This is a genomic window from Bradyrhizobium sp. CCGUVB23 (assembly GCF_024199885.1).
Classification (GTDB): Bacteria; Pseudomonadota; Alphaproteobacteria; order Rhizobiales; family Xanthobacteraceae; genus Bradyrhizobium.
On record NZ_JANADQ010000001.1, the window covers coordinates 362100 to 373933 of the forward strand.

Here is an 11834-nt window from a genome sequence, read left to right on the forward strand (position 1 = left end):
GTGATCCCCTAAATGGTCGTGGTCTTCAACGCCTCCAGTACTGCGGCTGAGCTTGCGACCCAGCCGAAGATTCCGCCCTGGGCCTTGATCATCTTCAGGCCCATCTCGTGGAACTCGGGGAAGTAGGATGCGCAGCCGTCCGAGATGACGACGCAGCGATAGCCGCGGTCATTGGCCTCGCGCACGGTGGTGTTGACGCAGACCTCCGTCGTGACGCCGCACACCAGAAGATTCTCGATGCCGTATTTCTCGAGCACGTCGCTGAGCTCGGTCGCGTAGAACGCGCCCTTGCCAGGCTTGTCGATCACGACCTCGCTGTCGAGCGGATAGAGCTCGGGGATGATGTCGTGGCCGGCCTCGCCGCGGATCAGGATGCGCCCCATCGGACCGGGATCGCCGATGCGCAAGGACGGCGCGCCGCGCTCGACCTTCGCAGGCGGCGCGTCAGAGAGATCGGGCAGATGGCCTTCACGCGTGTGGATGACCAGCATACCGCTATCGCGCGCGGCCTTGAGCACGGCGCCGATCGGCTTCACTGCCCGGGCGAGCTGGCTGACGTCGTTGCCGAGCGTCTCGCCGAAGCCGCCAGGCTCCATGAAGTCGCGCTGCATGTCGATGATGAGAAGTGCAGTGGTCGACCAGTCGAGCTTGATCGGCTCGGGCTCGGCGACGATGACGCCAAGTGTCGACTTCGCTGAGTTCAACATGCACGCCCCTCGCGAGAACTCCCGTTGCCAGCAGTTCTGCAAGCGCCGTGCCATTGTGTACAATAGCGATGCGGCGGGGTGGACGCAGGATTTCGTTGCGCTTTCAGCGCGTTATGCCGGAAGCCGACGCCTGCTCAATCCCTGTGCGACGGCTTCGCGACGGGCATCTGCTCAAAGGATGAGCGGCAGGGAAGCTCTCTCCACGCCGTCATTCCGGGGCGACGCGAAGCGGAATGACGAGCGGAGGGGATGGCGCCTACCGCGCGCTCCCATACAATTTCCGGTACTCCTCCTCATACGGCGCGTACGAATCCTTGATCGTCGCCATGTTGAGCAGCATGGTCGCGACCATCTCGTTGGCCTTGTCGAACACGCGCGTCTTCACCCAGGCGCTTTCGGTGCGGCGGCTGCCGGAGAGCGCGACCACTTCGCGCTCGACCTCGTAGTCCTCGTCGACGAAGAGCGGACCCTCGATCAGACGGATCTCCTGATCTGCGAACAGGCCGACGGCCGGGCCCCTCGATGGGAGCGGGTCGTCCTTGGCGCGGTACTGGAACAGCACGCTGAGCATCTCCATCGGGATGATGGCTTTCCGCCAGGGATTCTCTCCGCTCGAATAGAACGGCGAATTCTCGGTGATGACTGCGAGCTTCTGCCGCAGCGAGAACGGATAGAGGTCGCCCATGTTCTGGTCGAGGCCCATGCGCACGGTCTGACGCTTGCTGGTCTGCGCCACCTTCACGTCGCGCAGGATGACGGGATCGGCGAGCGGCTTGAGCTCAGTGAGGCGCGCCTCGAGCGCGGTGGCAACCGGCGGATCGCCGATGGAGGCCGAGCCGCGCAGCACTTCCGTGCCGTCGCGCTTGACCATCTGGATCTGGCACTGGCTCGTACCGGGGAGCGGCTTCGACAGGATCGCCTGCACCTCCTCGCCTTCGAAGCAGGCGTTGCGGTAATGTGCGGAGAGGCACCCCGTTTCGAACCAGGCCCGTCCCCACAGCCGCGCGCCGAGCGGGGCAAACTGGCTGAAATGCGTCGGCCCCTCGATGGTGCCGCCCTTGAAGCCGAGCTTTTGCGCGGTCGCGTCATCGTGGATGGACGCGTGCGCATCATAGACCTGCGCCTGCAACATCTGGCGCGGCTGGCGCCATGGTCCGATCAGGGCGCTGTCGGTTTCAGTGATGTCGGTGTCGAACGCTTGTGCCGTCATGGTGGCCTCCCTTGCAGCCATGACTAGCAGGAGCGACACGGATGCGGCCAGCGATATTGACTTCGCCGGCGCATGCCCTTGACTGCAACAATCCGCTTCGCAAAGCCGCAAATCCCCTCACGCGGTCTAATTCCCCCAGCCGGAACAATAATAAGGAAGAACGAGATGACGCTGATGCAGGTCGAGCTGGAGGACAAATACCGGCTCGAATCGAAGCGGATCTACCTGTCCGGCACGCAGGCCCTGGTCCGTCTTCCCATGTTGCAGCGCGAACGCGACCGGCTGGCGGGCCTCAACACCGGCGGTTTCATCTCGGGCTATCGCGGCTCACCGCTCGGCATGTACGACCACGCGCTGTGGCGCGCGAAATCGCACCTCGCAAAGCACGACATCGCCTTCGTCCCCGGCCTGAACGAGGATCTGGCGGCGACCGCGGTGTGGGGCAGCCAGCAGGTCGGGCTGTTCCCGGGCGCCAAGGTCGATGGCGTGTTCGGCATCTGGTACGGCAAGGGCCCCGGCGTCGACCGCTCGGTCGATGCGCTGAAGCATGCGAACTCGGCCGGCACCTCGCGCCATGGCGGCGTGCTAGCGCTCGCCGGCGACGACCACGGCTGCCAGTCCTCGACACTGGCGCATCAGAGCGAGCAGGTGTTTGCCGCGGCACTGATCCCCGTGATCAATCCCGCGACCTTGCAGGACTATCTCGACCTCGGTCTCTACGGGTTTGCACTGTCGCGCTTCTCAGGCTGCTGGGTCGGCTTCAAGGCGATCGGCGAGACCGTGGAGAGCTCGGCCTCCATCTACAGCGATCCCGCCCGCATCCAGATCAAGCTGCCCGACGATTTCGAGATGCCGCCCGACGGCCTCAACATCCGCTGGCCCGATCCGCCGCTGGAAGCGGAAAAGCGCCTGTTCGGCCCCAAGATGGAGGCAGTGAAGGCATTCGCCCGCGCCAACCAGCTCGATCGTATCGTGCTGGATTCAAAGCCCGCGCGGCTCGGCATTCTCGCCACCGGCAAGGCCTATCTCGACCTGCGGCAGGCGCTCGCCGACTTGGGCATTACCGACAAGGACGCGCAGGATCTGGGCTTGCGCATCTACAAGGTCGCGATGACCTGGCCGCTGGAGGAAAGCGGCGCGCGCCGCTTCGCCGAAGGTCTTCAGGACGTGCTCGTCGTCGAGGAGAAGCGCGGCTTCATCGAGGACCAGTTGATGCGCATCCTCTACAACGTCGATGCGTCAAGGCGCCCGACCATCGCAGGCAAGCGCAACGAGAGCGGCGCGCCGCTGCTGCCGAGCGAAGGTGAGCTGACGCCGACCATGGTTGCCTCCGCGCTGCTCGCGCGGCTGCGCCGCCTCGGCCATCAAAGCCCCCTGCTCGAGCAGCGGCTGGCGCGGCTCGAAGCTTTCGACAATCCCGTCACCGCCAACGCGTCGATCAAGCTTTCGCGCACACCGTTCTTCTGCTCGGGCTGCCCGCACAACTCTTCGACGCGTGTGCCCGAGGGCAGCCGCGCCATGGCAGGCATCGGCTGCCACGGCATGGCCTTGGGCATGCCGAGCCGGCGCACCGACCTGATCTCGCATATGGGCGCCGAGGGCGTGAACTGGATCGGGCAATCGCCCTTCACCACCGAGCAGCACATCTTCCAGAATCTCGGTGACGGCACCTACACGCATTCGGGGCTGCTTGCGCTGCGCGCTGCTTCCGCTGCCGGCATCAACATCACCTACAAGATCCTCTACAACGATGCGGTGGCGATGACCGGCGGCCAGCCCGCCGAGGGCAGCTTCAACGTCGCGCAGATCGCGCACCAGGTCTGGGCGGAGGGCGTCAAGCGGCTTGCGATCGTCTCGGATGATCCAACAAAATACCCTGCGGGCAATTACTTCCCGCAAGGCGCGAGCGTCCATCACCGCCGCGAGCTCGACCAGGTGCAGCGCGAACTGCGCGACATCAAGGGCCTCACAGTCATCATCTACGACCAGACCTGCGCCGCTGAAAAGCGTCGCCGCCGCAAACGCGGGCTCTATCCCGATCCGCAAAAGCGCGCCTTCATCAACGAGCTCGTCTGCGAAGGCTGTGGCGACTGCTCGCAGGCCTCCAACTGCGTCTCGGTGCAGCCGCTGGAGACCGAGTTCGGCCGCAAGCGGCAGATCGACCAGTCGAACTGCAACAAGGACTATTCCTGCGTCGAGGGCTTTTGCCCGAGTTTCGTCACCGTGCACGGTGGCACGCTGAAGCGGATCAAGACCTCGGCGGTGGATTCCGGACAGTTGTTCGCCGATCTGCCGCGGCCGCCCGCGCGCGAGCTGCACGGGCCCTACAACATCCTCGTCACCGGCATCGGCGGCACCGGCGTCATCACCATCGGCGCGCTGCTCGGCATGGCCGCCCATGTCGACGGCAAGGGCTGCTCCGCACTCGACTTCACCGGCCTGTCGCAGAAGAATGGCGCGGTGATGAGCCACGTCCGCATCGCACCGAGGCCGGAGGACATCTCTGCGGTACGCATCACCACCGGCGGGGCCGACGTCATCCTCGGCTGCGACATGATCGTCTCGGCCGGTCACACTGCGCTGAGCCGCGCCGAGCGCGGCGCGACCAAGGCGTTCATCAACGCCGACCTGCAACCGACCGCGAGCTTCGTGCAAAATCCCGATCTCGATTTCGAGATGGGAGCGATGCAGACCGTGCTGCGCGATGCCGTCGGCGACAAGAACCTCGACATCGTCGATGCCACCGGCATTGCCGCCGCTCTGATGGGCGATTCCATCGCGACCAATTCCTTCATGCTCGGCTTCGCCTTCCAGAAGGGCGCCATTCCGCTGTCGCTGGAGGCGCTGCTGCGCGCCATTGAGATCAACGGCGCCGCGGTCGAGATGAACAAGCTCGCCTTCACCTGGGGGCGCCTGGCCGCGCACGACATCGCGCGGGTGCGCAGCGTGCTCCAGTTCAAGAGCCGGGCGTCCGCGCCGGCCAAGTCGCTCGACGACATCATCGCGACGCGCGCGGAGTTTTTGGCCAATTATCAGGACAAGGCCTATGCGGACCGCTATGTCGCCGCCGTCGCCAAGGTGCGCAAGGCGGAGACGGCCGCCGCACACGCTTCCACCGAACTGGCCGAGGCAGTGGCGAAGAACCTGTTCAAGCTGATGGCCTACAAGGACGAGTATGAGGTTGCGCGGCTCTACACCGATGGCAGGTTCGCCAAAAAGGTCGCTGAAAAATTCGACGGCGACTTCACGCTCAAATTCCACCTAGCGCCACCGATCTTCGCGCGCCGCGACAAGGTGACCGGGCATTTGCAGAAGCGGGAATATGGCGGCTGGACGATCCACGCCTTCCGCGTGCTGGCCAAGCTGAAGTTTTTGCGCGGCACCGCGTTCGACCCGTTCGGCCGCACCGCGGAGCGCAAGACGGAGCGGAAGCTTGTCGAGGACTATCTTGCGATGGTCGACCAGCGGTTCGTGGAGTTGACGGCGGAACAGATTCCCCCGCTGGCGCGGCTTGCACGCGTGCCGGAGACCATCCGCGGCTTCGGGCATTTGAAGGAAGGAAATATCAAGCAGGCGGAAGCCGAGAAGGCTCGGCTGGAAGCCGAGTTGGAGAATAGCCGCTTCGCGGCTGCTGCAGAGTAGAGTTAGGCGAAAGCTGATTTCACGCGTCATTGCGAGGAGCGAAGCGACGAAGCAATCCAGACTGCCTCCGCGGAAAAATTCTGGATTGCTCCGCTGCGCTCGCAATGACGAGATTGAGGAACGGGCGAGCCACGCTCTCAACTGTCATCGCCCGGCTTGACCGGGCGATCCAGTACGCCGCGGCAGTTGTAATGAATCTCGCCGCCTCTGGAATACTGGATGCCCCGCCTTCGCGGGGCATGACGGAGGAGAGTAGGGCTAGGCCGACGCCGTTGCAGCATTCGGCGCAACCGATGCACCCTCCGCAAGATGCCGCCCGGCAATATACCCAAACGTCAGCGCGGGTCCCAGCGTAATCCCTGGTCCCGGATAGTTGCCGTTCATGATCGAGCCCATGTCGTTGCCGCAGGTGTAGAGGCCGGCGATCGGGGTGCCGTCCTCGCGCAGCACGCGGGCGTGGGCGTCGACCTTCATGCCGATGGCGGTGCCGAGATCGGCGGGATGGATGCGAAGTGCGAAGAACGGCGCGCGTGTGATCGGCGCGACGCACGGGTTGGGCTTGTGGCTGATATCGCCGAGATGGCGCTGGTAGGTGGTACTACCGCGGCCGAACTCGGGATCACGGCCCTCGCGCGCATGGGCGTTGTAATTGGCGATGGTCGCGGCGAGCGAGGATGGCGCGATGCCGATCCGCTCAGCGAGACGCGCGATGCTTTCGGCCGCGATCAGCTCGCCGCTCCTGACGTAGCGGCCGTAATTCCAGGTGAACGGCTTGATGCGGCCGAGGCCATAGGTCCACAGGAAGTTGCGGTCGCAGATCAGATAGAAGGGCCGATCAGGCTCGCCATTGCCGTCGCGGAGCATGCCGAGCACGAACTCGTGGTACGACAGCGCCTCGTTGACGAAGCGCCGGCCCGCCGCGTTGACGGCGATCACGCCCGGCTTGGCGCGGTCGGTGACCGTGTGCGGAAAGACGCCGCGGCTGCCGTCGGCGCGGCGGAACAGCGAGACCGGCACCCAATAGGCCGGACTCGTCGCCTCCGTGTTCAGCGCGGCTCCGCCAGCGATCGCAAGCTTGAGCCCATCGCCGGTACCGGCCGGCGTGGTCGCCGAGACATATCCTGCGGCAGTCGGAAAGAAGCGCTTGCGCAAGGGCGCATCGTGCGAGAAGCCGCCGGTCGCAAGCACCACGCCGCGGCGCGCCGAGATCGCGCGGCCGCGTGAGCCATGACGGAGGGTCACGCCGCTGACACGGCCACGCTCGGCGACGAGGTCCTCGACATCCGCGCTGAAGAGGATTTCGACCTGCCGCGCCAGCAGCGAGGCGTAGAGCCGCGCCGCGAGCGCGTTGCCGAGATGCAGCGTGGTGCCGCGCGGGCTGCGAAGCCGCTGCAGCGCATATTGCGAGATCAGCCGGAGCGAACGCAGCGTCGAGCCGAACGACTTTCCAATCTTGCGCAAATGCGGAATGTCGAGCCGGTTGACCATCATCCCGCCGAGCAGCGTGAATTCCGGCAGCGGCGGCCGCAGCCGGGCGAAAGCGGCGCCCAGCCTGGTGCCGTCGAATGCGACCGGCTCCAGCACGCGCCCGCCCGCGGTGGCGCCCAGCCGCTCCGGATAGTAGTCGGGATAGGCTTTCACCGGCTGAAGGCGCACCTCGGTGTTCGTTTCGAGATAGGTGATCGCCTCCGGCCCGCGGGCGAGGAACGCCGCGCGCAGGCCCGCATTGGCGGGCTCGGACACGGTGTTCGCGAGGTACTGGACGGCATCGGTGACACTGTCGGAGAGCCCTGCCTCTTTCATCTTGCCGTTGGCAGGAATCCAGACCATGCCTCCTGACCACGCCGTGGTGCCGCCGATGAACGCGGTCTTCTCGATCACCAGCACGCGCAGCCCTTCGGCGGCAGCAACGGCAGCCGCCGTCATGCCACCGGCGCCGGCACCGATCACAATGACGTCGTAGGTCTCGTGCGCCGGCATCATGCGGCGGAATTTCCCGGGCAAAGCATGAGATCGTCATACCTCGCCCCGGCCACCGGCGCGCTCTATTTTTTGCACATGATCTTTCCGGAAAACCGCTTCGCACTTTGCGCTAACGCGGCCCTCCGGGTCCGGATCATGTACCCCGGGCTGGCTTGCGCTCGACGGGATCAATGTCGATGGCTCGCAGGCGGCCGAGGCGCAGCACGTCCATGGCGAGCCGCCGGCCGATCCGGTCGCGGTCGAGCACGCGGATCAGATCGTCGACGCCGTTGATCTCGACGCCATCGAGCCTGATCACGACGTCGCCGGGGAGCAGCCCCGCCTTCCCCGCCGGCCCGTCCGGCTCGATCTGGGCCAGCAGCGCACCCATCTTGTTCTCGACGCCGGCGAGCACCGCATGGCGCCGCGGGATCGGCGCGGTCTGGCCGGCGACGCCGATATAGGCGCGGCGGACATAGCCGTGGCGGATGATCTCCGACAGCACGAATTGCGCTGTGTTGCTCGCAACCGCAAAACAGATGCCTTGCGCGCCGCTGATGATCGCGGTGTTGATGCCGATCACCTCGGAATTCGACGACACCAGCGGCCCGCCGGAATTGCCGGGGTTGAGCGCAGCGTCGGTCTGGATCACGTCCTCGATGGTCCGGCCACTCACCGAGCGGATCGAGCGTCCGAGCGCCGAGACCACGCCGGCGGTGACGGTGGACTCGAAGCCCAGGGGATTACCAATCGCGATCACGAGCTGGCCGCGCCGCAAGCCTTTGGAGTTGCCGAGCGAGGCGTAACGGAGGTCGCGGACGCCGTTGGCGCGGAGCAGCGCCAGATCAGTGTCCGGATCGACGCCGAGCACCCGGGCGTCGCCGACGTTCCCTTCGATATCCCGCAGCCGGATCTCCTTGGACGCGCCGACGACGTGGCTGTTGGTGAGCACCAGTCCATCCGGCGAGATGACGATGCCGGAGCCGAGCCCGCCGCGCTCGCGGCCGTTCGGCACCTTTGGTCCGGTCTCGACGCGCACCACGGCCGGCCCGACGCGCTCCGTCACGCCGATCACGGCGTTGGAATAGGCGTCAAGCAGGTGCTGGTCGTCGACAGGGGTGGACGGGACGGGTCGCGGTGACAAGCCGCCACCGCTGAGATCTGAGGTAAAATCTAACATGGCGAATTTCCTTCGCGCGTCAGATGGTTACCTCAGACTTATAATGCAAGCAGGCCGCTCTTCACGAACTGCTTAACTGACCTGACGCATCGCGTGAGCTCGGGCCTTGACCGGGTCGAGCAGCGACCAATCGCCGTCCTCCAGCACGTGCCCTTTGGGGAAAGGCGCGCGCGGCTCGAGCCCCAGCGAACGCAGCACGCGGTCGTCGCGGTAGTAGCATTGCAGCACGACGCGGACGAGCGTTGCGGCCGGTGCGCCGCCGTCGGCGCGGAATGTGCTGATGACGCCGTCCCGCGCGGCCGGATCGAGGTCGGCGAGCGGCATGCCGGCGAGGCGGGCGAGATGATCCAGCGCCGTGGCCACCGGCTTGGCATCGCGGCCGAGGGTCGCGAGGATGTCGGCCTGGATGAGTTCATCATCCGCGCCGGGCACCCGGTATTCCTCGCTCGCCGGGATGATCATCGCGGCGATGGTGCGCAGGTCCTGGCGCTGCCGCGGCGTGAGGGTGAGCTGATCAGGCATGGCGATCCTCTAATCGAAGAGATTGGCGAGGCGCTGCTTCATCTGGTCGGCGACGTAGAGCGCGATGGCCTGGATGGTCGAGGTCGGGTTCACCCCGCCCGAGGTGACGAAGACGCTGCCGTCGACGATGAACAGGTTCTTGACGTCATGCGAGCGGCCCCATTCGTTGACCACGGAGCTCTGGGGGTCGGCGCCCATCCGCGCCGTGCCGAGCAGGTGCCAGCCGCCCCAGGGGATCGGACTGTTGACGCAGATATCGGTGGCGCCTGCCGTTTCGAGAAACTCCCGGCCGCGGGCGAGCGCATGCTCCATCATCCTCCGGCTGTTCTCGCTGATGGCGTAATCGATCTTTGGCGCGGGAATGCCGTGGCTGTCCTTGAGCACTGGGTCGAGCGTGACCCGATTGTGCTCTTCCGGCAGGTCCTCGCAGATCGCGGAGAATCCCAGCCGATGGCCGTTGAGCTTGCGGAACACACGGTGATGATCCGCGCCCCACGGCAGAATGCCCTTCTGCTCACTGACGACGGCTTCGAACACCGGTCCTGCGCCGCGCACGAACTGGACGCCGTAGCCCCGCACGAAGCCGCGCGACAGGTCGGTGTCGTAGAACTCCTTGCTCCAGAGACAGGTCGGCGGCGCGCGATTACTGTCAGTCGGCTCCGTGACATAGCCGTAGATCTGCGCGTAAGGGTGGAACATGAGGTTCTTGCCAACGAGGCCTGATGAATTGGCAAGCCCGTTCGGGAAGCGGCCTGAGGCCGAGTTCAGCAGAAGTCGCGGCGTGCCGACGCCGTTGCATGCGATGATGACGACATGCGCTCCCTGGAACTGCTCAACGCCGTCCTTGTCGTAATAGACAACGCCCGAGGCCATGCCGTTCTCGTCGGTCGTGATCTCGCGCACCCGGCAATGGGTGCGCAGCTCGACGCCGGCGCGGATCGCCTGCGGCCAATAGGTGATGTCGGTCGAGGCTTTTGCACCTTGCGCGCAGGCCGGGGTGCAATGGCCGAGATTGATACAGCGCGCCCTGCCCTCGTAATCCATCGTCGCAACCGTCGTATCCGACGGCCACCAGTGCCAGCCGAGCTTGTTCATGGCCTTGGCGACGAGGGGACCGGAGAGCCCGAGCGGCTGCGGCGGCATCGGCGGATGGGTCAGCGGCGAGAGCGGATCGCCGGACAGGCCCGATGTGCCCATGATGCGGTCGTTCTCCTCGAAGAACGGCACCAGCGTGTCGTAGTCGATCGGCCAGTCGTCAGCGACGCCGTCCAGCGTCTTCACCCTGAAATCGGACGGATGCAGCCGCGGCCAGTGCGCGGTGTACATCACCGTCGAGCCGCCGACCGCATTGAAATTGACGACCTTGATCGGCGAGCTGTCGTCGTTGATCGGATAGTCCTCGGGCCGGCCGCGGATGTTCGGGCTGGTCGACCACTCGCCGTAGAACCTTGCTTCCCAGTCCCGGCCGGTGCTCGGATAATCCGCCGGCTTCATCCAATCGCCCTGCTCGAGGCAAAGAATGTGCATCCTGGTCTCGGCGAGTGACCAGGCGACCGCGGCTCCGGAGGCACCGGCGCCGATGATCAGGACGTCCACGGGGTCGTTCATGCCAAAGTCATCCTCCCGCCCTCGCCGCTTCCCGGGCGATTGAGCCTTGCGTGTAGCGTCAAACGATAGGGTCAGAGCGGCCGGTGAGTAAAGCCGCAGGGGACGAATGTCAGGCTTCGCTGGGCGCAGACCATTGGTGTTGCAATGTCGAGATGCTAGAGAACCCTCGCGAAAGTGCAAATCGATAGCGAGAACGTATGTCCTTCCAAAATGCCTTTGCCACCGCCCGCGCTGCCGCGCTTGTTTTGCTTCTCGCGATCCTCGGTTGCGTCGCCGATACCGGGTCCAGCCTCGCCTTAACGGCCAGTGCAACGGTGCGGGATGGCAACTCCATCCAGCTCGGGGACGCGACCTACCGGCTAGACGGTGTCGACGCGCCGGAACTGGACCAGGTCTGCATCGACGACCACGCCGATCCCTGGACCTGCGGGCTGGAGGCGCGCGATCAGCTCGCAAAGCTGATCAACGGCCGCAACGTACGCTGCGACGATGTCGGGCCGGAGAAGAGCTTTGGCAAGCGCCACCGCGCCATCTGCACGGCCGAGGGCGACAAGACGAGCCTGAACGAGCAGCTCGTCCGCCTCGGCTTTGCCGTCGCGCGCGAGCCGGTCAAGGCGAACGTCAAGCCGGCCGCCGCGGAGGCCAAGACGAATTCGGCCGGCATCTGGAAAGGCTGCTTTGTTGCACCGCAGGAATTTCGCACCGGCAAGAAGGACGGCGCACTGCTCGGCGCCGCCTGCCGCGCCGACCGCGACAAGGAGATCCGCGCGGTGCTGTTTCCGGACGAACTGACCATGCCGCCGAATTGCAGCATCAAGGGCAAGCTCGCCGTACGCGCACGCGTCACCGGCAATATCGGCATCTATCATTTGCGGGGCTGCCCGAGCTATCCGGCGACGACAAAGCCGGATCGCTGGTTCTGCTCGGAGGACGACGCGTTGGCCGCAGGCTTCCGCAAGGCCTACAACTGCCGCCGGCCGAAATGATCTGAGGGGGCTTGCTT

At 65.5% G+C, this 11834-nt stretch carries 8 protein-coding genes; 2 read left to right on the forward strand and 6 right to left on the reverse strand.

Translation table 11 applies throughout. The annotated features are described in order from the left end of the window. Positions 1–8: 8 nt before the first annotated feature. Both NLN62_RS01580 and NLN62_RS01585 read right to left on the reverse strand, forming a co-directional pair. On the reverse strand, positions 9–707 hold the full coding sequence (locus NLN62_RS01580) for a cysteine hydrolase family protein (protein ID WP_027526061.1): 699 nt from the start codon (positions 705–707) through the stop codon (positions 9–11). A 256-nt stretch (positions 708–963) separates the two neighbouring features. Continuing rightward, entirely contained in the window at positions 964–1917 is a 954-nt protein-coding gene (locus tag NLN62_RS01585; RefSeq protein WP_027526062.1) for a hypothetical protein, read from the reverse strand. A 165-nt stretch (positions 1918–2082) separates the two neighbouring features. On the opposite strand from NLN62_RS01585, the gene NLN62_RS01590 reads away from it, so the two are divergent. Beyond that, entirely contained in the window at positions 2083–5559 is a 3477-nt protein-coding gene (locus NLN62_RS01590) for an indolepyruvate ferredoxin oxidoreductase family protein (protein WP_254107108.1), read from the forward strand. A 258-nt stretch (positions 5560–5817) separates the two neighbouring features. Here the strand turns inward: NLN62_RS01590 and NLN62_RS01595 are convergent, their stop codons facing one another. The 4 genes from NLN62_RS01595 to NLN62_RS01610 all read right to left on the reverse strand — a co-directional run bounded on the left by NLN62_RS01595 (position 5818) and on the right by NLN62_RS01610 (position 10831). Next, positions 5818–7542 (reverse strand): FAD-dependent oxidoreductase, encoded by a 1725-nt coding sequence (locus NLN62_RS01595; RefSeq protein WP_027526064.1) that lies wholly within the window; start codon positions 7540–7542, stop codon positions 5818–5820. A gap of 133 nt (positions 7543–7675) precedes the next feature. Continuing rightward, positions 7676–8701: a S1C family serine protease gene (locus NLN62_RS01600; protein ID WP_254107109.1), complete on the reverse strand. Its 1026-nt coding sequence runs from the start codon at positions 8699–8701 to the stop codon at positions 7676–7678. A gap of 72 nt (positions 8702–8773) precedes the next feature. Then, positions 8774–9223 carry a hypothetical protein gene (locus NLN62_RS01605; protein WP_027526066.1) on the reverse strand — a complete coding sequence of 150 codons (450 nt, stop codon included), beginning with the start codon at positions 9221–9223 and terminating at the stop codon, positions 8774–8776. A 9-nt stretch (positions 9224–9232) separates the two neighbouring features. After that, positions 9233–10831 (reverse strand): GMC family oxidoreductase, encoded by a 1599-nt coding sequence (locus NLN62_RS01610; RefSeq protein WP_027526067.1) that lies wholly within the window; start codon positions 10829–10831, stop codon positions 9233–9235. 197 nt (positions 10832–11028) lie between these two features. Between NLN62_RS01610 and NLN62_RS01615 the strand changes: the two genes are divergently transcribed. Beyond that, a complete protein-coding gene (locus tag NLN62_RS01615; RefSeq protein WP_027526068.1) occupies positions 11029–11817 on the forward strand; it encodes a thermonuclease family protein in 789 nt (262 codons plus the stop codon). The last annotated feature ends 17 nt before the right edge of the window (positions 11818–11834 follow it).

Coding starts and splice junctions, on each gene's coding strand:
- NLN62_RS01580 (WP_027526061.1), bottom strand. CDS start 707: ATGTTGAACTCAGCGAAGTCGACACTTGGCGTCATCGTCGCCGAGCCC.
- NLN62_RS01585 (WP_027526062.1), bottom strand. CDS start 1,917: ATGACGGCACAAGCGTTCGACACCGACATCACTGAAACCGACAGCGCC.
- NLN62_RS01590 (WP_254107108.1), top strand. CDS start 2,083: ATGACGCTGATGCAGGTCGAGCTGGAGGACAAATACCGGCTCGAATCG.
- NLN62_RS01595 (WP_027526064.1), bottom strand. CDS start 7,542: ATGATGCCGGCGCACGAGACCTACGACGTCATTGTGATCGGTGCCGGC.
- NLN62_RS01600 (WP_254107109.1), bottom strand. CDS start 8,701: ATGTTAGATTTTACCTCAGATCTCAGCGGTGGCGGCTTGTCACCGCGA.
- NLN62_RS01605 (WP_027526066.1), bottom strand. CDS start 9,223: ATGCCTGATCAGCTCACCCTCACGCCGCGGCAGCGCCAGGACCTGCGC.
- NLN62_RS01610 (WP_027526067.1), bottom strand. CDS start 10,831: ATGAACGACCCCGTGGACGTCCTGATCATCGGCGCCGGTGCCTCCGGA.
- NLN62_RS01615 (WP_027526068.1), top strand. CDS start 11,029: ATGTCCTTCCAAAATGCCTTTGCCACCGCCCGCGCTGCCGCGCTTGTT.